The 21,451-nt window shown below is 68.3% G+C and carries 15 protein-coding genes and 1 pseudogene; 9 read left to right on the top strand and 7 right to left on the bottom strand.

The genetic code is table 11. The features are described 5' to 3' along the window. The 4 genes from ASG60_RS07360 to ASG60_RS07345 all read left to right on the top strand — a co-directional run bounded on the left by ASG60_RS07360 (position 1) and on the right by ASG60_RS07345 (position 4,440). Positions 1–606 (top strand): K(+)-transporting ATPase subunit C, encoded by a 606-nt coding sequence (locus tag ASG60_RS07360; RefSeq protein WP_056384787.1) that lies wholly within the window; start codon positions 1–3, stop codon positions 604–606. Positions 607–616: 10 nt separating this feature from the next. Next, complete coding sequence (locus tag ASG60_RS07355; RefSeq protein WP_056384786.1) at positions 617–3,346, top strand: sensor histidine kinase KdpD; 2,730 nt, start codon at positions 617–619, stop codon at positions 3,344–3,346. Beyond that, a complete protein-coding gene (locus tag ASG60_RS07350) occupies positions 3,343–4,032 on the top strand; it encodes a response regulator transcription factor (RefSeq protein WP_056384783.1) in 690 nt (229 codons plus the stop codon). Before ASG60_RS07355 ends, ASG60_RS07350 begins: the two co-directional genes overlap by 4 nt. A 183-nt stretch (positions 4,033–4,215) precedes the next feature. Then, entirely contained in the window at positions 4,216–4,440 is a 225-nt protein-coding gene (locus ASG60_RS07345; RefSeq protein WP_056384818.1) for a hypothetical protein, read from the top strand. Positions 4,441–4,752: 312 nt separating this feature from the next. Here the strand turns inward: ASG60_RS07345 and ASG60_RS07340 are convergent, their stop codons facing one another. Genes ASG60_RS07340 through ASG60_RS07330 form a run of 3 tightly spaced genes read right to left on the bottom strand, consistent with a single transcriptional unit; the run spans position 4,753 to position 10,008 of the window. Then, on the bottom strand, positions 4,753–5,112 hold the full coding sequence (locus ASG60_RS07340; protein WP_056384781.1) for a hypothetical protein: 360 nt from the start codon (positions 5,110–5,112) through the stop codon (positions 4,753–4,755). Positions 5,113–5,144: 32 nt separating this feature from the next. Further along, positions 5,145–8,285, bottom strand: coding sequence for an efflux RND transporter permease subunit (locus ASG60_RS07335; RefSeq protein WP_056384779.1), 3,141 nt, complete (start codon positions 8,283–8,285; stop codon positions 5,145–5,147). A 13-nt stretch (positions 8,286–8,298) separates the two neighbouring features. After that, a complete protein-coding gene (locus tag ASG60_RS07330; RefSeq protein WP_056174947.1) occupies positions 8,299–10,008 on the bottom strand; it encodes an HlyD family efflux transporter periplasmic adaptor subunit in 1,710 nt (569 codons plus the stop codon). 792 nt (positions 10,009–10,800) lie between these two features. On the opposite strand from ASG60_RS07330, the pseudogene ASG60_RS07325 reads away from it, so the two are divergent. Further along, positions 10,801–11,040: pseudogene (locus ASG60_RS07325) on the top strand (helix-turn-helix domain-containing protein); the annotation flags it as partial. Between the two features lie 21 nt (positions 11,041–11,061). On the opposite strand, the gene ASG60_RS07320 reads toward ASG60_RS07325, so the two are convergent. After that, entirely contained in the window at positions 11,062–12,195 is a 1,134-nt protein-coding gene (locus ASG60_RS07320; RefSeq protein ID WP_056384775.1) for an aldo/keto reductase, read from the bottom strand. 98 nt (positions 12,196–12,293) lie between these two features. Between ASG60_RS07320 and ASG60_RS07315 the strand changes: the two genes are divergently transcribed. Beyond that, entirely contained in the window at positions 12,294–13,196 is a 903-nt protein-coding gene (locus tag ASG60_RS07315) for a LysR family transcriptional regulator (RefSeq protein ID WP_056384772.1), read from the top strand. A 115-nt stretch (positions 13,197–13,311) separates the two neighbouring features. On the opposite strand, the gene ASG60_RS07310 is transcribed toward ASG60_RS07315, so the two are convergent. After that, positions 13,312–14,169, bottom strand: coding sequence for an alpha/beta hydrolase (locus ASG60_RS07310; RefSeq protein ID WP_056384770.1), 858 nt, complete (start codon positions 14,167–14,169; stop codon positions 13,312–13,314). A gap of 245 nt (positions 14,170–14,414) precedes the next feature. On the opposite strand from ASG60_RS07310, the gene ASG60_RS07305 reads away from it, so the two are divergent. From ASG60_RS07305 to ASG60_RS07295, 3 genes are all read left to right on the top strand, one after another. Next, positions 14,415–15,383: a LysR family transcriptional regulator gene (locus tag ASG60_RS07305; RefSeq protein WP_056384768.1), complete on the top strand. Its 969-nt coding sequence runs from the start codon at positions 14,415–14,417 to the stop codon at positions 15,381–15,383. A 90-nt stretch (positions 15,384–15,473) separates the two neighbouring features. Further along, positions 15,474–15,944: a (2Fe-2S)-binding protein gene (locus ASG60_RS07300; protein ID WP_056304232.1), complete on the top strand. Its 471-nt coding sequence runs from the start codon at positions 15,474–15,476 to the stop codon at positions 15,942–15,944. 15 nt (positions 15,945–15,959) lie between these two features. Further along, entirely contained in the window at positions 15,960–18,209 is a 2,250-nt protein-coding gene (locus ASG60_RS07295) for a molybdopterin cofactor-binding domain-containing protein (protein ID WP_056384766.1), read from the top strand. A gap of 19 nt (positions 18,210–18,228) precedes the next feature. Here the strand turns inward: ASG60_RS07295 and ASG60_RS07290 are convergent, their stop codons facing one another. Next, a complete protein-coding gene (locus ASG60_RS07290; RefSeq protein ID WP_056384764.1) occupies positions 18,229–19,908 on the bottom strand; it encodes a methyl-accepting chemotaxis protein in 1,680 nt (559 codons plus the stop codon). Between the two features lie 379 nt (positions 19,909–20,287). Continuing rightward, a protein-coding gene (locus ASG60_RS21875) for an IS630 family transposase (RefSeq protein WP_156398834.1) occupies positions 20,288–21,243 on the bottom strand; the annotation gives its coding sequence in 2 pieces (ribosomal slippage) (positions 20,288–20,898 and positions 20,898–21,243; 957 coding nt in all). Positions 21,244–21,451: the final 208 nt, after the last annotated feature.

The raw sequence follows: 21,451 nt of genomic DNA, 5'->3' as shown, positions 1-21,451 counted from the left end.
ATGTTGAATCAGCTTCGCCCCGCCCTCGTGCTCCTCATCGCCCTCGGGGTGATCACCGGGCTCGCCTATCCCCTGGCGATGACCGGCCTCGCGGGCGCCCTCTTCCCGGCGCAGGCCGCCGGGAGCCTGATCGAGCGCGACGGACGGATCGTCGGCTCCCGCCTGATCGGGCAAGCCTTCACCACCGAGCGCTACTTCCAGGGCCGTCCGTCTGCGACCAGCGCCGCCGACCCGGCCGATGCGGGCAAGACCGTCCCGTCGCCCTACAATGCGGCGAACTCCTCGGGCTCGAACCTCGGCCCGACCAGCGCCGCCCTGGCCGAGCGCGTGCGCGCCGACCTCGCGGCGCGCCGGGCCGAGAACCCGGGAAGGAGCGTACCCGTCGACCTCGTCACTGCGAGCGGTTCCGGCCTCGATCCGGACCTTTCCCCGGACGCTGCCCTGTTCCAGGTGCCGCGCGTCGCGCGGGCGCGCCGCCTGCCCGAGGACCGGGTTCGGGATCTCGTGCAGGCCCGCGTCCAGGGTCGCCTGCTCGGAATCTTGGGCGAGCCGCGGGTGAACGTGCTCGCCCTCAACCTCGCCCTCGACGACCTGAGGCCGGAGTGACCAGAGCCGGATGAGCCGCCCCCCGAAGAAGGTCCCCCCGCGCGACCCCGACCGGCCCTCGCCCGACGCACTGCTGGAAGCCGCGCGCCGGGAGGAGGGCCGCCGCGGCCGCCTCAAGATCTTCCTCGGGGCGGCGCCCGGCGTCGGCAAGACCTACGAGATGCTCACCGTCGGTCGCGCCCGGCTCAGGGCCGGTACCGACGTCGTCGTCGGCCTCGTCGAGGCACATGGACGGGCCGAGACCGAAGCCCTCATGGCGGGCTTCGAGGTGGTGGCGCGCCGGGCGGTCCCGTATCACCGCACGGTCCTGGAGGAGCTGGATCTCGACGCACTCCTCGCGCGCCGGCCGGGCCTCGCCCTCGTGGACGAGCTCGCCCACACCAACGCGCCGGATTCGCGTCACCCGAAGCGCTACCAGGACGTGGAGGAACTCCTCGATGCCGGGATCGACGTCTACACCACCCTCAACATCCAGCACGTCGAAAGCCTGAACGACGTCGTCGCTCAGATCACCCGCATCCGCGTCCGAGAGACGGTGCCCGACGGCATTCTCGACCGCGCCGACGACATCGAGGTCATCGATCTCAATCCGGACGACCTCATTCAGCGCCTGAAGGACGGCAAGGTCTACGTGAAGGCCAACGCCGAGCGCGCCCTGCGTCACTACTTCTCCCGCGGCAACCTCACGGCCCTGCGCGAGCTGGCGCTGCGCCGCACCGCCGACCGGGTCGACGACGAGCTTCTCAACCACATGCGGGCCAACGCCATCGCGGGTCCGTGGGGGGCGGGCGAACGGGTGCTCGTCTGCGTCAGCGAGGATCCGCGCTCCGCCGGCCTCGTGCGCCACGCCAAGCGCCTGGCCGACCGGCTGCACGCCCCCTGGACCGCCCTCACGGTGGAAGGTCCCCGGAGTCTCGCCCTCGACGAGGCGGCGCGCGACCGCATCGCCGACACCCTGCGGCTGGCCGACCGCCTCGGGGGCGAGACCGTGATCCTACCGGGCGGACGCCGGATCGCCGACAGCATCCTCGCCCATGCGCGCTCCGCCAACGTCAATCACATCATCCTCGGCAAGTCCGACCGCTCGCCACTGTTCGAACTCCTCAACGGCTCGGTGGTGCACGACCTCGTCCGACGCTCCGGGACCATCAGCATCCACGTCATCGCGGGCGAAGCTGCCGCGCCGGTTCCGGTCACGACCGTCGCCACTGAACCGACGAAGCGCCCGTTCGAGTTCGTGCCCTACGGAGTCGGCCTTCTCGGGACCGCCGCGTCCCTCGCCCTCGCCCTCTTGGTCGAGCCGTATCTCGGCGTTGAGAACGCCGACCTGATCCTGCTCACCGCCATCGTCGCCGTCGCCATACGCTTCGGCCTCGGGCCCTCCCTCGCCGCCGTCGTCGCCGCCTCGCTGTCGTACAACTTCTTCTTCCTGCCGCCGGTCTACACCCTCACCATCGCGGACCCGACCAACATCGCCGCGTTCCTGCTGTTCACTGCAGTCGCCGTGGTGGTCTCGAACCTCGCCTCCCGTTCGCGGCGGGACGCCCTGGTCTCGCAGGGGCGGGCCCGCGCCACGGAGCGCCTCTACGGCTTCAGCCGCACGCTCGCGGGCTGCGGCACCCTCGACGACGTGCTATGGGCGACGTCGGCCCAGGTGGCGGCGATGCTGAAGGTCCGGGTCGTCATCCTGCTGCCCCAGGACGGGGCGGTCACGGTCCGGGCCGGCTTTCCGCCCGAGGATACCCTCGATGCGGCCGATCTCGGCGCCGCGACCTGGGCCTTCGACAACGAACGCCCGGCGGGCCGGGGCGCGGATACTTTGCCGGGCGCGCGACGGCTGTTCCTGCCCATGCGCACCGGCCGCGGCGGCATCGGGGTGATCGGGCTCGACGCCGATGGCGGCGGGCCGATCCTTTCGCCCGAGGGACGGCGACTGTTCGATGCCCTCGCCGACATGGCGGCCCTCGCCATCGAGCGCGTCCGGCTGGTGGAGAGCCTCGACCGGGCCGAGCGCGCCGCGGAGACCGACCGGCTGCGCCAAGCCCTGCTGACCTCCATCTCGCACGATCTGCGCACGCCGCTCGCCTCGGTGCTCGGAGCGGCCACGACCCTGCGCGACCTCGACGATGCGCTCCCGCGCGACGCCAAGGCGGACCTTCTCGAAACCATCATCGCCGAATCGGAGCGACTGAACCGCTTCATCGTCAACCTGCTCGACATGACCCGCCTGGAAGCCGGGGCGGTGGCCGCGAGCCTGACGCAGCAGGACCTCGGCGAACTCGTCGACACCGCCCTGCGCAGGCTCGGGCTGACCCTGGCCGGACACCGCGTGATGCTCGATGTGCCAGCCGCCCTGCCTGCCCTCCGGCTCGATCCCGTCCTGTTCGAGCAGGTGATGGTCAACCTCCTCGACAATGCCGCCAAATACGCACCGGAAGGGTCCGCGATCACGGTCGCGGGTTCGGTCGAAGGGGAACGGGTGCGCCTCCAAATCCTCGACGAAGGCGACGGCATGCCCGAGGCCGAGGTCGAACGGGTCTTCGACAAATTCTACAGGGTCCGGAAATCCGACAGTGTCCGGGCCGGAACGGGGCTCGGACTCGCCATCGCACGCGGCTTCGTCGAAGCGATGGGCGGGACGCTGACGGCCGCCAACCGGCGCGACCGGCTCGGCGCCGCCTTCACCATCCTGCTGCCCGTTCTACCGTCGGACCGCGCGAAGGACGACCACCCGGCATGAGCGTGAACATCCTGGTCATCGACGACGAACCGCCGATCCGGAAGCTCCTGCGCATGGGCTTGGCGACGCAAGGGTACGCCATCTGCGAGGCGCCGAACGCCCGTACCGCCCTCGACATCCTGGCCCGCGAGACGGTGGACCTGATCATCCTCGACCTCGGCCTGCCCGACATGCGGGGGCACGATCTGCTCCGGACCATTCGCAAGGATCACCGCGATCTGCCCGTCGTGGTTCTGTCGAGCCGCGACGACGAGGGTGGCAAGGTCGAAGCCCTCGATCTCGGCGCCGACGATTACGTGACGAAGCCCTTCGGCATGGGCGAGTTGCTCGCACGCATCCGTGCGGCCCTGCGCCACCAGCTCGCCGTCCACGGCGAGCGGGCCGTGTTCGAAGTCGATGGTCTCAGCGTCGACCTCGTGCGCCGCATCGTCCGCGTGGGGGGCGCGGAGGTGAAGCTGACGCCGCGCGAGTACGATTTCCTGCGGGTCCTGGTCCAGCATGCCGGCAAGGCACTGACCCACGCCCAGCTCATGAACGCGGTCTCGACCTCATCCGACCCGCAATACCTGCGCGTCTACATCCGCCAGCTTCGCCAGAAGCTGGAGGCCGATCCCGAGCGGCCGCGCATCCTTCTGACCGAGACCGGCGTCGGCTACCGCCTCCGGGCGCCCGATGATTCCGCCTGACGATTCCGGTGCGCGTCTCCCTTCCTGCCCATATCGCCTCGGTCCGTGGCGGGTGGGTGTCGGCGGTGAAGGGCCGGTGCCGGTTGGCGCTATCGCAGACGCAGCGATCCCTGCCTCGACACGGCCGCCCGGCACATCGGTGCTTCTTCGGCGTCGGCTGAAGGAGGCATGAGGACGACTGCGATGTCCAAGCTCGAAAGCGAGGATCGGGAGACGTTGCCCGAAAGGAAATTCGCTCTGCCGGGCGAGCGCAAGTATCCGATTGAGGACAAGTATCCGATCGAGGACAAGACCCACGCGCGGAACGCCAAGGCTCGTGAGGCCCAGCAGGACGAGCGCGGCAACCTCTCGGCCGCCGACCATAGGCGGGTCTATGCCAGGGGCGATACGGTGCTCGGCAAGGAGTAGCGCGGCGAGTGGCCGGATCTCGTCTGGCCTTCCGGTGGTCATGGCAGTCGCAACAATGGGGGCGCCTCAAACCATCGTGTCGCGCGAACTCGCCATACCCGATGGCGCGGTCGTGACGGTTGGATCGATTTAGCGCGGCCCTCAACAGCAACATCGTTCCGAAAGAGGGCCCAACGCCAGCCCACCATGCGTCGCTTCGTCGATGGGGTGCTCGCGTCGGTGAGACGCGTCGTCGGTGGCGGAGCGACGAGCTTCGGCCCCCCTGAAGCCCCCTCATCCGCAGGATCGAACGCCGTCGATGCGATCGCGCCGCTATTTCTCGAAGCGCGCCTGCAGGTTGTGGCCATGCAGCTTTGCCGACAGGGTGACCTTCGCGCCGGCCGCCAGGGGGGCCGTCAGGGGGCCTATGAGTTTGTTCGGCTCGGCTCCCTTCAGCGTCACGGTCTCGGTCTTGCCGCTCCGCAGCACGAAAGCCTTGGCCGTCAGGCCCGCCGTGTCCACGGGCCTGCCGTCTTCGTCCGAGATGAAGAAGGTCAGATCCGTGTCGGAACTGACGAACTCGATGGGGTGGCCGTCCACGACGGTGGTGGTTCCCCCGTTCGGACAGGCGGCCCGTGCGGGAAGAGAGACGGCCAGGAGCGCGGCAAAGGTCGTGGCGATGAGGGGGCGCATGAAATTCTCGCTGTCTCGTGGAGGTGGCGGATTCAGAAGGCCTCGGCCGGCGTACCCCGGGGGGCGACCGTGGAACTCTGTGCGGCATGGGCTTCGGCACGCAGGCGTTCCAGCGGCTTACGGCCGAAGGTCAGGAACAGGATCGGGGTCAAGATCGTGTCGAGCAGGGTAGCGCTGATCAGGCCGCCGAAGATCGTGACGGCGACCGGATGCAGGATTTCCTTGCCCGGCGCATCCGCACCGATGAGGAGCGGCGCCAGCGCGACCCCTGCGGAGAGCGCGGTCATGAGCACCGGCGTGAGCCGCTCGAGGCTGCCGCGGATGACGAGGTCCGGCCCGAAGGGCAGTCCCTCCTGGATCGCCAGGTTGAGCCAGTGGCTGATCTTCAGGATGCCGTTGCGCGTCGCGATACCCGTGAGGGTGATGAACCCGATCATCGAGGCGACCGACAGGGGCTGCCCGGCGATCCAGAGGGCGGCCACCGAACCGATCAGGGCGAGCGGAATGCTGCCCAGGATGATCAGCGTAAGGACGACGGAGCGATAGCGGCTGAACAGGAGCGTGAAGACCAGCGCCAGCGAGAGCAGCGAGAGCAGGCCGATGGTGCGGCTCGCCTCCGCCTGGGCCTGGAACGAGCCTTCGAGATGGGTGACGTAGCCGTCGGGCAAGTTGGCGGCACCGATCTGCTCCCGGATGCCGGCAACGACCTTGCCCATGTCGGCGCCGGCCGCCGTGTTGGCCTGCACGACGATGCGGCGGCGCGCATTCTCGCGCAGGATCTGGTTCGGTCCGTCCGTCTCGCGGATATCGGCGATCTGCCGCGCCGGGACCCAGCCGGATGGGGTCTCGATGAGGAGATCGCCGAGGCGCTGGGTGGTGCGCTGCGTGTCGGACAGGCGCATCACCACGTCGAAGCGGCGATAGCCGTCGACGACCCGCGAGACGACTTGGCCGTTCGACAGGCGGCTCAGCTGCTCCACCAGGGCCGCGGGCTGCACCCCGTAGAGGGCGGCCCGGGCGTAGTCGACGCGGATTTCCAGCTGCGGGATCAGCACCTGCTTCTCGACCTGCAGGTCGGCAATGCCGGGCATGCCGGACATGCGCCGGCGCAGGTCTTCGGCAACCGTGCGAAGGGTGTCGAGGTCCTCTCCGAACACCTTGAGGGCGATCTCCGCCCGTACCCCGGAGAGCATGTGGTCGAGGCGATGCGAGATCGGTTGACCGACATTGACGTTGACCGGCAGGACCGCGAGCCGGTTGCGGATATCGGCGACGAGCTCCGACTTCGAACGGGCACCGGGCTTCAGGTCGATCTCGAGATCAGACGAATGGACGCCCTCGGCATGTTCGTCGAGCTCGGCCCGGCCGGTGCGCCGGCCAACGGAGAGCACGTCCGGAATGCCCAGGAGCATGCGTTCGGCCAGGAGCCCGACCCGGTTGCTCTCGGTGAGCGAGATGCCCGGGTTGAAGGTCATGTTGACGGTGAACGAGCCTTCGTTGAACGGAGGCAGGAAGGCCCGGGGCAGGAACGTCGCGGCGATTCCGGACAACGCCACGGCGAGGGCCGCGAGGACCATGATCGGGCGGCCGTTGCCCAAGGCCGGACGGAGCAAAGCGGCGACGCCGCGCTTGAGACTCCGGATCAGGCCGCTCTCGTGTTCGTCGAGGCGCTTCAGCCCCGGGAGCAGGTAATAGGCCATCACGGGCGTCAGGGTGATGGAGACGACGAGGCTCGCGAGAATCGAGATGATGTAGGCTTGGCCCAGCGGCGCGAACAGACGCCCCTCGATGCCCGACAGGGCGAACAGGGGCACGAACACCAGCACGATGACCATCGTCGCGTAGACGATGCCCGAGCGCACCTCCTGCGAGGCCGAGACCACCACGTCGAACACCGAGCGCGGGTTGCCCTCGGCCCGGTTCTCCCGAAGGCGCCGGAAGATGTTCTCGACATCGACCACGGCGTCGTCGACGAGTTCGCCGATGGCGATGGCGAGTCCGCCCAGCGTCATCGTGTTGATGGACAGCCCGGCGAAGTGAAAGATCACCGCGGTGGCGAGAATCGAGACCGGGATCGCCGTGAGAGAGATCGCCGTGGTCCGGACGTTGAGCAGGAAGGCGAACAGCACCAGAGCCACCACGACGATGGCCTCCATCAGGACCGTCTCGACGTTGCGGATCGAGGTCTCGATGAAGTTCGCCTGCCGGAAGATGAGCCGGTCGGCCCGTACGCCCTTGGGCAGGGAGGCGGTGATGTCCTTCAATGCGCTCTCCACGGAAGCGGTCAGCTGCACGGTGTCGACACCGGGCTGCTTCTCGACGGAGACCACGACGGCGGGGGCACCCATGTAGCCGGCGTCCCCGCGCTTCACCTTGGCGGCGAACGACACGTCGGCGACCTGGCGGAGGAAGACCGGCTTCTTCTCGACCGTCGCCACGACCATGTTGCGCAGGTCGTCGAGGTTCATCGTTCGGCTGAGGTTGCGGATGAGATATTCGCGCGCGTACTGGTCGGTGAAGCCACCGCCTGTGTTGATTCCGAACTGCGCGAGCGCCGTCTCGAGCTGGCCGTGGGTGACTCCGAGGGCTCGCAGGGCCGTTGGCTGGGGTGCGACCCGGAACTGACGTACCTCGCCGCCCATCGGGATGACTTGGGCGACACCCGGAATGGACAGGATGCGCGGCCGGATCGTGAAGTCGGCGATCTCGCGCAGCTGCATGGCCGACACGGTGTCGCCCGTCACCGCCACCATCACGATCTGCCCCATGATGGACGAGATCGGACCCATCATCGGATTGACCGTGGGCGGCAGCTGGGTCCGCGCCATCGCGAGGCGTTCCGAGACCTGCTGGCGATTGCGATAGATGTCCGTGTTCCAGTCGAACTCGACGTAGATGACCGACAGGCCGACCCCGGAGACGGAGCGGACGCGGGCGACGCCCGGAAGCCCGTTCATCTGCGTCTCCAGCGGGAAGGTGACGAGTTGCTCGACTTCCTGCGGGGCGAGGCCTTCCGCCTCGGTCATGATGGTGACGGTCGGGCGGTTGAGGTCCGGGAAGACGTCGACGGGAAGCCGGATCGCGGTGAACGCGCCGTAGACGACCAGCACGGCGGCGACGGCCAGAACGACTAGGCGGTTTCGCAGGGATTGCGTGACGAGGAAGGTGAACATGGCGCCGGCTCCTTCAACGAACCTGATTGAGGAGTTCGGCGCCCTGGGTCACGATCCGCTTGCCCGGACCCACCCCCGACACCACCAGCAGGCGGGTGGCGTCGAGGGGCTCGACCTGGACCTCACGCGGCTCGAATCGCTCGGGCTGCGTGTGCTCGTAGACGATGTTCTGCCCGTTCGAGCCACGGACGACGCTGGCGCGGGGCAGCGCCAAGCCCTTCTGCTGCGTATCCGTCGCCGCCAGCACCGTCACGAACTGGCCCGTGCGCAGTTCGGCCGGCGCATTCTGAACGGCGAAGTGCATGGGCACCGCCTGACTGCGGTCGGCAAGTCCTGCGCCCATGTATTTCAGCGTCAGAACCCGGCCGTCCGCGAGGCGGGCCGTGGCGTCCTGGGTGCTCGCGAGGGCGTCGAAGCTCAGCGCTTCGACCCAGAGCCGCGCGGGATCGACGATATGGAACACCATCGCGCCCGGGCTCGCCATCTGCCCGGCGACGGCATTGGCTTCCGCGACGACGCCGGAGACCGGCGCCACCAGCGCCTCGGGCTGCTGACGGACGCCGTCGAGGGCGACGCGGCGGTCCGTCAATCCCTTCAGTTCGGCCTGCGCGTCGTCGAGCTGAACCTGTGAGACCGAGCCGCCCGGCGCCAGCTTGCGGAAGCGATCGACCCGCCGTTCCATGATGGTGATCTGCTGATCGAGTTCGCCCTGACGCTGGCGCATGTCGGAGACGTCGACCGCCTGGACCGGCGGGGTCACGGTCGCCAGCACCTCGCCCTTCTTCACCCGCGTGCCGAGACGCGGAAAGGCCTCCGAGGCCGGCGGCGACAGGCGGCCCCCGACGGACGACTGGACCACGCCGCTGCCGTTCGGATCGGCGATGATCCGACCGGGCAGCTCGGTCGTCCGGGCCAGGAGGTCGGAGGCCGTGACGATGGTCCGGACGGTCAGGATGCGCTGGGTGGGTTTGGGCACGAACACCGAGCCGTCGGGCATGCGCTGGGCCAGATCCTGGGCGCCGGCCGACGCCATGGGCATCCCGGTCGCGGCGCTCTCGCCATGGTCGTGCCCCTCATGCGCGAAGGCCGGCGGACCGAACAGCAGACCGGCGGCCAGCACGAGGATGCCGAGGGCCGGAGCGAGGCGCCGGCCTCGGACCAAGAGAGTCACCACCACGCCGAGGAGGAACCCGGCGCCGCCGATGATCATGGGGAGTGGATCGGCCTGCCCGAGGTGCTGGCGAAAATCGTGAGCCACGGCGAGCCCCGCCGCCCAGGCCGGGGTGCCTGCACCGGCCGGGGGGACCGGCGGTACGGGAACGGTCAGGGTGACGGGGAAGATGTCCGAGGCACCGTTCGTCGTGACGGTGAACGGGACATCGTACTCGCCCGGCTTCTCGCTCCAATGCGCGTCGAGGCGGTAGCTCCCATCGGCAGCGGCCGTCACCGTCGCGGTTCCCTCCGGAGTCTCCGCCGTCACCGAAGCGTCCGTCACCGGCTCGTTGGTCGACACCCGGTCGACGAACACGGTCACGGTGCCGTTTCGGGCAACCGCGACCAGCTCGAGGCCATCCGTCGATGAGGTGCCGCGGGGCGCCTGGGCGGCGGGCGCGGACTTTCCCGCATCGCCGTGGTCGTGCCCCTCATGTGCCCGGGGCGTCGCCGACCAAAGGCCGAACGTCAGAACCGCCGCCCCGAGGGCAGCCGGAAGCCGAATTGTCATCGTGTCGAAACCTTGCAGGATGGGACGGTCGCCGCACCCCAAAGGGAGGCGGCGTCAGGCGCGTCTCACACGAAGGATCGAGGTGGTTCCGCCAGAGCCTCCAGCACCGCGCTGGGATGCGCCCGATCCGTTGCCGGCATCACGCGCCCTGACTTTTCCCAGACGCCATCCACCGTGCCGGAGGCTTGAACAGCCAGGACCGGGCAGGAACAGCAGCCCGGGCAGGTCTCCGGCGCCGCGGCTTTGCCTTCGTGCCCGGCCGCCGGAATTTCGGACGAAGCGTGGTGCCGGGTCGGGTGATCCGGATCAGCCTGTCCTAAGCCTACGGCGGATGCCGCCGCACTTGCCCCGCCCGGCGGATGGGTGTGTCCGGCATGGCCCAGGACCATACCCATCACCATGACGGCGAGAACCGCGACCCGAAGGATCGTGGTGAGCAGCCGCCGGGGGAGTGAAGGAAGGTGCATGGCGGAAGGAGGCTAGCACATCGCGTTCTTGGACACAGCTCCCGTGTCGACGGATCACGCGACGGTCGGCAGACGCCTCTTCAGAAATCCGCGTGATGCGGGTTGGAATGCGAAAGCCGATGATCGGATCGGCGCCCGCGAGACCGAATTTTCGCGGACCCGCGGCCGACGCCCGGCATATGGGCTGGCCTAGCGCATCGGGGCGGCCTTGGCGGCCTCCATTTACCAGGGCCCGTTGCGGTGATGCCGGCATCCGAGTTCCGTCATCGTCTTCGATCGGGGGATATGCGTCGCGGCGGGTGGCCGGACATCTTCGGTCGGCCCCGGGTGCGTGGAGGCCTGCTCCGCCGTCTCCGCGGTGGGAAATCGCGTCATTCCGCCCTCATCGCTGTCCAATCACTTCAAGGTGCTCCGCGAGGCCGGCGTGATTCGCAGCGAGCGTCACGGCGTCGAGATGCGGAATCACTCGCGTTGGCGCGAAGTCGAGGCGCGATTTCCCGGATTGCTCGCCGCCCTCATCAACGCCTACGCCGCCGAGGGGGGACCAAGCCTGACCGGCGCGTGACCGGGAACGTGCGCGATTTCGTCAGTCCCGTCGCAACGTCGCTTCGGTCGATCCCTCGACGCGGCTGCCGCCGAAGATCACCTGCTGCCGGAGCGGGGGCCGTGCCAAGCGATAGATCAGGCGCGGCTCGGCAGGCGCACTCACGGCATCGAGACCGGCGCGATGCTCTGAGGACAGCGCGAGTTCGAGGGCCGCTATATTGTCGGCGACCTGAGCCGCCCGGCCGACGCCCATCAGGGTCGAAGCGACGCCGGGCCGGCCCACGACCCAGGCCAGGGCGACCCGCGCGGGTGATTGTCCGATCTCGTCCGCCACCCGGCGCACCGCCTCGACGATCTCCCAGTTGCGAGGCGTGAACAGGCTGTCGCCGAACGGGTTGGCACCATCGAGGCGCCTGTCGTCGGCCGGACGGACTTCTCCCGCCTTCGCCGCGTCCCTGGGCAGGCCAGACCCACGCGATGACGCCGCAGCGACGGTTGCGCGATCGTATTTACCCGTCAGGAGCCCGTAGGCGAGGGGCGACCAGGGCACCATGCCCATGCCGAACTCGGCCGCGAGGGGAATATGCTCGTCCTCGACGTCCCGGTTCACCAGGGAATAGAAGTACTGGAGCCCGATCGGCCCGGGGAGGCCACGCACGGAAGCGAGTGTCGCGAGCTTGGCTGCGTACCAGGCGGGGGTGTTCGACACGCCCCAGTGGCGGATCTTGCCCACCCGAATGAGGCCACTCATCGTCTCCAGCAGTTCCTCGGCCGGCGTGATCCCATCCCACACGTGGACCCAGTACAGGTCGATGAAATCCGTCTCGAGACGTCGTAGGGACCCATCGATCGCCGTGTGGATGTGTTTGGCCCCGCAACCCCCCGCATGCGGTCCGTTTCCCGCAGAGAATCCGAACTTGGTCGCAACGACGATTCGGTCGCGCAGGCGGCGCTCCTTGACGAAGCGACCGACCATCGCCTCGCTGGTGCCGTTCGCGTAGACGTCGGCCGTATCCACGAAATTGCCGCCCGCCTCGACATAGGCATCGAACACGGCGCGGCTGCTGTTCTCGTCGAGGCCCCATCGCGCGGTTCCGAAGGTCATGGTGCCCAGCGCCAGCGGGCTCACTGCCAGCCCCGACCGACCGAGTGCCCGGTAATGCGTCAGATCCATTTTTATGCTCCCCCGATGAAGTCACCGAGCATTAGCGCCACGTCGTGGGGGGCGATAAGCCGGATCGAACGGCATGGGTCTGTGAACGGGATGCAGCAATGCGACGCGGTGAACTCGATGATCTCGCGGCCTTCGCGGCAGTGGCGCGCACCCGCAGTTTCACCCGGGCGGCGGCCGAGATCGGGCTGTCGCCCTCCGCCCTCAGTCATGCGATGCGCGGACTGGAAACGCGTCTCGGCCTACGCTTGCTCGCACGGACGACACGCAGCGTCGCTCCGACGCCCGCGGGCGAACGATTGCTGCGCTCCCTCGGGCCGGCATTGGATGAGGTCGCGCGCGGCCTCGCGGCCCTGGCCGACTGGCGTGGTGAGCCGTCCGGCACTCTCCGATTGACCACGTTCGCCTTCGGCGCCCGAACGGTGCTCGAGCCGTCCCTTCCCGGCTTTCTCCTCGCCTATCCGGCGGTCTCCGTCGAAGTGGTCGTCGATGATCGTCTCGCGGATCTCGTCGCGACGGGCTTCGACGCCGGAATTCGTTTTGGGGATTCGGTGGAGCGCGACATGGTCGCGGTCCGCGTCGGCCCGGACCTGCGCACGGTCGTGGTCGGAACACCCGCCTACTTTGCGGGTCACGCCCGCCCTGCGGTCCCGTCCGACCTCGAGGCGCATCGTTGCGTCAACTACCGGCTCGTCGGCGGCGGCGGCCTCTTGCCGTGGGAGTTCACCCAAGGCGGACGCGAGGTCCGCGTGCGCGCCGGCGGACAGTTCGTGGGGAACGACGGTGCGCTGGCCGGCGCGGTGGTGCGGGCGGGCGCGGGCCTCGGCTACATGCTGGAATGCGACGTGGCCGCCGATCTCGCCTCCGGCGACCTCGTGCAGGTGCTGGACGATTACTGCCCGCCGTTTCCCGGCTGCCATCTCTACTACCCGAACCGGCAAGTGACGCCTGCCCTGCGTGCTCTGGTCGAGACGCTCCGCTGGACGGGCGAAACATCCACTTGAGCGAGACCGCGGGGCGGGCGACTGGCGCCTGCGCGTCGGTTCGCCCCGGCAAGACGGGATCAGACGATCGTCTCCGCCGAACCACGGTACGTTTCGGCAAACGGTAACCCGGGCGTCAAATCACCCGGCGCGCGAGGAAATCCAGCATCAGGGATGCGACTTCGCGGTGGTGCGTCTCCAATGCAAAATGCCCCGTGTCGAGCAAGTGGATCTCGGCATCGGGCAGGTCGCGTCGGTAAGCCTCCGCGCCGGCGGCTAGGAAGAACGGGTCGTTGCGGCCCCAAACCGCCAGGAGCGGCGGCCTGTGGGTGCGAAAATACGCCTGGAACGCCGGGTAGAGCGCGACGTTCGTGCGGTAATCCAGAATCAGATCGAGCTGGATCTCTTCCGCACCGGGGCGTCGCATGTTGTGCAGATCGAGGGTCAGACCGTCGGGACCGATGCGACCGGCCGGCGCACCGTGCTCGTACTGCATATGGATCGCTGCTTCCTCGAGGGCGGCGCGGCACGCGATTCGGTTCGCCGGGCTCGGATCCCGCCAATAGGCCTGCCAAGGTTCCCACGCCGCGCTCAGACCCTCCGCATAGGCGTTGCCGTTTTGGGTGATGATGGCGCTGATCCGTTCCGGGTGATCCATCGCCAGACGCAGACCGGTCGGCGCCCCATAGTCGAAGATGTAGAGAGCATAGCGGGTCAGCCCCAACGCAGTGACGAACCCCTCCATGATCTCGGCCAGGTGGTCGAACGTGTAGGCGAATGTGGCGCGGGACGGGGCGACCGTGTTGCCGAAGCCGGGCAGGTCTGGGGCGACGATCCGATAGCGATCGGACAGGAGCGGGATGAGATCGCGGAACATGTGACTCGCGGTTGGGAAACCGTGAAGCAGGAGCAGCACGGGTGCGTCCCCAGGGCCCGCTTCGCGGTAGAACACCTCGACGTCCCCGACTTGTTGCTTACCGTAGCGTACCGACATTCGATCCTCCTGCCTGCCGAGTTCGGAAAAGCCCGAATGCGGCCGAGAGGGCAGGGGCGGCCCGCTACGGCGCCCATGACGAGCCTCGATCCGAACCGCTTGACCATGCTGCATCGGTTCCGTGCCCGTCCGCAGCCTCGACAGCGCCGCTTGGCATCCGCGCTTTTCCTGTCGAAGAGGTAGCGTCCATCGCCTGCCGCAATAATATCGGATCTCTGCAAAGCTGTGTTTCAGGATCTGCAACGATGGATCGCCTCGATGCCATGGCGCTGTTCCTCGGCGTCGTCGACGCCGGCTCGTTCGCGCGCGCGGCCCGCCATTCGGGCGTCTCACCGGCCAGCGTGACGCGCGCGGTCGCGATGCTGGAGGAGCGCTTCGGCGATCGCCTCCTGCACCGCTCGACCCGGGGACTTCGCCTCACGGAGGTCGGCGAGCGTCAGGCCGTCGTGTACCGGAGCGTGCTGGCAGAGCTGGCGGAAGCTGAGGGAACGGCCAGGATAGCGGACCGGTTGGAAGGCAGGATCACCCTCACCGCGCCGGAGCTCTTCGGCCGTGAAAAGCTGATGCCCGTCGTCGAAGACTTCCTCGCCATGCATCCGGGCGTGGCGATGCGTGTGCTCCTGGTCAATCGCGTGGTCAACCTGACCGAGGAGGGGATCGACGCGGCCCTGCGCCTCGCGGACCTGCCCGATTCGGGCCTTACAGCGGTAGGTCTCGGCGCCATGCGCCGGCTCGTCTGTGCAGCGCCCGCCTACCTGGCTGCGCTAGGCCAACCCGCGCGTCCCGAGGATCTTCGGACGCACCGCTGTCTCGGCGCGGAGGGGACGGAGCACGAACTCTGGCCCTTTACCGAGCGGAATCCCGCGCGGTCTCGTCCCATCACGGTGGCGCTGGAGCCACGTCTGGTCCTGAACAGCGCCAGGGCCTCCATCGATGCCGCGGTCCGCGGTCATGGCGTCTGCCGAGCCATGGCCTATCAGGTGGTCGAACATCTGGCGCACGGGCGCCTCGTTCCGGTACTTACAGCGTTCGAGCCGCCGCCGAATCCGGTTCACCTCGTATTTCATCCCATCCCCCGCCGGAACGCGGCGCTGCGGGCCTTCGTCGATCACGCGGTGCCGAGGCTGAGGGCTGCGGTCGCGGCCGTTTCAATCGCCATGGAGTCGGCGCATGCCGCGCTCCACCCATCATCCGCGACCGAGGCACGATCCTGATGCGGGACCCCGTGTCCGGTTGACCGGCTCGGCGAAAGGTTGATACCCCTGCACTAGAACGGTTCCAAAAAATACAATTCGAGGCACGCCATGGCGCAACCGGTCTCCCTCCACGTCAACGGGCGCGCGGTGAGTGTGCGAGTCGACGATCCCGAGACGCCGCTGCTCTACGTGCTGCGCAACGATCTGGAACTGCACGGGCCACGCTTCGGCTGCGGGCTCGGACAATGCGGCGCCTGTACGGTGCACATCGACGGGGCGGCCGTCCGCTCCTGCATCACTCCACTCTCCAGCCTGAAACCCGGCCAGGCCATCGTCACCCTGGAAGGGCTCGGCTCGCCGGAGGGGCCGCACCCGGTGCAGGCAGCCTTCATCGCCGAGCAGGCGGCGCAATGCGGTTACTGCATCAACGGCATGGTGATGCAATCGGCGGCACTCCTGAGCCGGAACGCGAAACCGAGCGACGCCGAGATCAAGCAGGAACTCAGCGCCAACCTGTGCCGCTGCGGCACCCATGCCCGGATCGTACGCGCCGTGAAGCGCGCCGCGTCCGCGATCTGACCCGGGAGGCTGCCCATGTCCCGCATCACGACGCCCGATACGACGCTGTCCCGCCGCGCGCTGCTCCAGGGTGGCGGTGCCCTGGTGGTGAGCTTCGCGCTTCCGCCGCGAGACGCCTCAGCGCAGACACCGCCGCCGATTCCGCCCGCGCTCCCAACCAAGGGATTCGCCAAGTCCGTGGCCGGCGACGAGGTCGACGGGTTTGTCGCCATCGGCGCGGACGGCCGCGTGACGGTGTTCTCCGGCAAGGTCGATCTCGGCACCGGGGTGCGCACGGCGCTGACGCAGATGGCAGCCGAGGAACTCGACCTGCCCCTCGAGTCCGTCACGGTGATCCAGGGCGATACCGGCGTGACACCGGACCAGGGCCCGACCTACGGCAGTCTGTCGATCCAGAACGGCGGTGCCCAGATCCGCCAGGCCGCGGCCACCGCCCGCCAAGCCCTGATCGGACTTGCGGCCGAGCGCCTCGGGGTGACCCCGGGATCGCTTCTGGTCAAGAACGGCACCATCCAGCCGAAGACGGGCGGTCCGGGCATCGCCTTCGGCGACCTCCTCAGGGAGAAGCGTTTCGCCCTCAAGGTCGACAAGGACGCCAAGCCCAAGGATCCGGCCCTCTACACCCTCGTCGGGACATCGGTGGCGCGCCTCGACCTGCCGGGCAAGATCACCGGAACCTTCACCTACATGCAGGATTTCCGGGTTCCCGGAATGGTGCACGGACGGGTGGTTCGCCCGGCCGCCATCGGGGCGACCCTGGAGGCGGTGGACGATGCCGACGCCCTTTCGCTGCCCGGCGTGATCAAGGTGGTTCGGGAGGGCAACTTCCTCGCCGTGGTGGCGGAGACCGAGTGGGGCGCCGTCAAGGCCGCAGCGGCCCTGAAGCCGCGCTGGTCGCCCTCAGCGACCCTTCCGGACCAGGCCCGGCTCTGGCAGCACGTGCGCGGCTCGAAGGTCAGCAAGGACGACGTCACGAGCAACGTCGGCGATGCCGCCGCGTCCCTGAAGGGAGCGGCCCGGGTGCTCGCGGCGACCTACGATTTCGCGATCCACACCCACGGCTCCATCGGTCCCTCCTGTTCCGTGGCGGAGTTCAAGGATGGGGCGCTCACCTGCTGGACCGCCTCGCAGATGACCCACGCCCTCCGGCGGCAGCTCGCGGCGATGACCCGGATGTCCACGGAGGACGTGCGTTGCGTCTATCTCGAAGGCTCGGGCTGCTACGGCCGAAACGGGCACGAGGATGCGGCGGCGGACGCGACGCTGCTCGCCCGCGCCGTGGGCCGGCCGGTCCGGGTGCAATGGTCGCGCGCCGACGAGCACGGCTGGGACCCCAAGGGGCCGCCGACTCTCATCGACCTCGAAGCCGGCCTCGATGCGGACGGCGCCGTGGTGGCCTGGGCGTCGCAGTTCTTCGTCCCCGAAGGGGGTGCCGGCAACGTGCCGCTGGTGGCCGCCGATCTCGCCAACCTGCCGCACGAGACGGCGCTCGCGCCCGGCAACATCATTCAGAATTCGGCGATTCCCTACACGATCGCCAACGTGCGGACGGTCTGCCACCGCCTGGCCGACACGCCCCTCCGGCCGTCTTGGATCAGAACGCCGGGCCGGATGCAGAACACCTACGCCAACGAGGCCTTCCTCGACGAACTCGCCGCCGCGGCCGGCGTGGATCCGGCGGCGTATCGCCTGCGGGCGCTCAAGGACCCGCGCGGGACGGAGGTGATCGAGCGTGTGATGGCGCTGGCGAAGTGGGAGAACCGCCTGTCCCCCAAGGCCGAGCGGGACGGCGACGTCCTGCGCGGGCGCGGAATTTCCTACGTGCGCTACGAACTTTACCGGACCTATGTTGCCGGTATCGCCGAGGTGGAGGTCGAGCGCAGAACGGGAGCGATCCGGGTTCCCCGCTTCTTCGTGGTCCAGGATTGCGGGCAGATCATCAACCCGGACGGGGTGCGCAGCCAGATCGAGGGCAACGTGATCCAGACGGTCAGCCGCGTGCTCAAGGAAGAGGTGACCTTCGACCGCAGCGCGGTGACGAGCCTGGACTGGGCGAGCTATCCGATCCTCACCTTTCCCGAAATCCCCGAGGTAGTGATGGAGTTGATCGACCGACCCACCGAGAAGCCCTGGGGCGCTGGCGAGCCCTCCGCGGCCATCGTGCCGTCCGCGATCTCGAATGCGGTCTTCGACGCCACCGGTGTGCGGATGCGCTCGGTGCCGTTTTCACCGGTGAAGATGCAGGCCGGCCTGCAGGCGACCTGAGACAAACCGTGCGGGCCGGTCAGGCCGCCCGCACGGTCGCGAGGAAGTGGGCGACCTCGGCACTCAGGTGTTCGGATTGGCGCGACAGCTCGGAGGCTGCCCCGAGCACCTGACTCGCTGCGGCGCCGGTCTCCTCGGCGGCCCCGGCCACGCCCGCGATGTTGCCGGTGACCTCGCCCGTGCCCGCTGCCGCCTGAGCGACATTGCGGACGATCTCCTGCGTTGCCGCCCCCTGCTGCTCCACCGCCGCGGCGATGGAGGTGGCGACGGTGCTGATCTCGCGGATGCGTCCGGTGATGCCGCCGATCGAGTCGACCGCCTGGCCCGTCGAGGCCTGGATCCGCAGGATCTGGCCCGAGATCTCGTTCGTCGCCTTGGCAGTCTGTTCGGCCAGGGCCTTCACTTCGGCAGCGACGACGGCGAAGCCCTTGCCGGCCGTACCCGCACGGGCTGCCTCGATGGTGGCATTGAGGGCGAGAAGGTTCGTCTGTCCGGCGATGTTCGAGATCAGCCCGACGACATCGCCGATCCGGGCGACGGCGGCGCTGAGCTCCTGCACCAGCGCACCGGCCTGATCGGCTTCGGCGACGGCGTGGCGCGCGAGGTCCGCCGAGCCGTCGACCTGCCGGCCGATCTCCTGCACCGACGAGCCGAGTTCCTCGGCCGCCGCCGCGACGGTGTTGACGTTCGTGGCGGCCTCCTCGGCCGCGGCTGCCACGGCGGAGGATTGCAGGGCGGTCTCCGCCGCCGTGCCGCTCATCGCACCCGCCGTCGCCTGCAACTCGGTCGCGGACGACGAGACCATGCCGATGACGCCGCCGACGGCCGCCTCGAACCCATCCGCCAGTTCGCGCATCGTGCGCTTGCGCTGTTCCTCGGCGGAGGCCCGCGCGAGTGCGGTCTCCTCTTCGAGCCGACGGGTGCGGATGAGGTTGTCCTTGAACACCTGGACGGCGGCGGCCATCGCACCGATCTCGCTGCGCTCGCCCGCGTTGGGCACGGCGATCGCGGTGTCGTTGTCTGCCACGCGCTTCATCACTCCGGCCATGCGCTGGACGGGCGCCGAAATCGTGAACACGGACATCCAGCCGATCGCCAGCGTGGTCAGGACGACGACCGCGAGCACCGCGGCGATCCCCAGCCGAGCACTGTCGCCGAGCGCACTCGCGATCTGGACGCTCTCCTTGCCATGGATGTCGTTGAAGTCGAGATCGGCCTTGAGGGCCGTGCGGGCGGCGTTGAGCGCCGGCAGCATTCCATCGAGAAGATAATCGGTGGCGGCCTTCATGTCGCCGGCCTGCATGCGCTGCAGGAACTCTTCGCCCATGGCCGAGTACGCCGGGACGGTCTTCTTGATCGCCTCCCAGAGCGCCTCCTCTCCGTTGCTCACATAGGCGACGTAATCCTTCAGATCGGCCTCGATGTCGGCCATGCTGGCACGCAGGCGGGGAAGGGATTGCGGGCGGCGTTCCTCGCGGGAGACGAGATAGGCGAGTTGCCGGCTCCGCAGCGTCTCGAAGTTCGTGGCCAGGCGTCCGATGATCCGTGTCGACGGGAGGGCATTGCCGCCGAGCGTATCCGTCGCTACCGTCAAGGCGGTCAGGCGCCCGTAACAGAAGGCACCCAACCCGAGGTTGAGAGCAAGCAGCAGCAGGAGAGAGCTGATCAGGCGGGTTCGAATCGATAGATTGGCGATCAACTTGATCTCTCCGACATAGTAATATTATTCGAGAGAGACTTAAGCTCAAATTCGTTAAGCGATCCCGACTGCTGTGTCAGTGTACGCCGCCGCTACGGCCGATCGGGGCAGGAGCAGACTGAATTTACATCTTTCGGTTGTGTTTGATCCAGATTCCTAACTCGCGATCGGCACCAATACCGAGCGCGGACGTCCGGTCACTGGTCAGGATACGCACCATCTGCCTGGGTCGATCCGAACCCGAGGAAGGCCGGTCGAAGGCCACCCCGCGTGTAAGGGGTGCAACCACCCAAGCTACTCTGGCTCGAGCACGCCGACATGATCGTACAGGAATGTCTATGCGATTCGCCCTTTCGCTTCCGCCTTGAGCGGCATCCGATCAGATGGGATCGAATGTTTCGTAGCCTGCGGCCACGAGGTGGTTGCGGCGCTCATTCGGTGTGAAGCGCCCGAAGGCCTGTTTGAGCGTGTCGTAGACGTCCACATCCGTGCGGGCGCCCTGGGCTCGCAAACGGACCTTGAGCTTGGCACAGGCAAGTTCGATCGGATTGAAGTCGGGCGAGTAGGCCGGCAGGTAGAGCAGGCGGGCGCCGGCCGCCTCGATGCGCTCGCGGATGCCGCTGACCTTGTGAGCGGGCAGGTTGTCGAGCACGACCGCGTCACCCTGCTTCAGGGTCGGCACCAGGGTCTCCTCGACATAGCGGCGGAAGCGGATCCCAGTCATGGGGCCGTCGAAGAGCGCGGTCGCCGTCAGGCCGCTGGCCTGCAGTCCCGCCGTGACCGTGATGGTCTTCCAGTGCCCGAACGGCACGACCACCCGGCAGCGTTCGCTACGCGGCGCCCATCCGTAGCGACGCGCCATCTTCGTGTTGGTCGCGGTCTCGTCCAGGAACACGAGCCTGCCCGGATCGAGGTCGGGCTGGCGCTCGAACCAAGCTAGGCGCGCCGCCTTTACATCCTCCCGATCCTGCTCGGCGGCGTGCCCGGTTCTTTTTTCCGCGTGATGCCGTGGCGCTTGAAGAAGCGGGACAGGCGGCTGACCCCGACCTTCAGGCCGTATTCGGCGAGTTGCGCGCGCAACTCGTGCAGGAACAGTTCGGGCCTGGCCTTGTCGGTCTGACGGATCAGGTCGGCCTGGGCCTCGCTGCGGTGTGAATGCTGATCGCTGCCCATCGGCTTGGCCCATGTGCGTCCTTCCCGCACGAAGGCCTCGTACCGGCGCACGGCGCTGGCAAGGCTGACCTTGAACCGTCTGGCGGCTTCCCGGCGTGAGGTGCCTGCCTCGATCGCCACCACGACGCGTTCACGCAGCTCGGCTGACAGGGCTGAGGGCATCCAGCTCTCCTCCTTGGAAAGCCGCGCATCGAACTACATCTGCGCCGCCCTCGAAACCCCAGCCGATCCAAGCCGATCGGACACCGCACTAGGGCGTGTCATCGCTTGAGCCAATCGAGGGCGGCTGCGAGGGAGAGGACGCCCATGAAGCTGACGGCAGTCTTCTCGTAGCGGGTGGCGATGGCGCGCCGGGTGGCGATGGCGCGCC

This window comes from Methylobacterium sp. Leaf469 (assembly GCF_001424745.1).
Classification (GTDB): domain Bacteria; phylum Pseudomonadota; class Alphaproteobacteria; order Rhizobiales; family Beijerinckiaceae; genus Methylobacterium.
The sequence above is the reverse complement of the archived record's forward strand: the minus strand, read 5'-3'. Positions and strand labels throughout refer to the sequence as shown.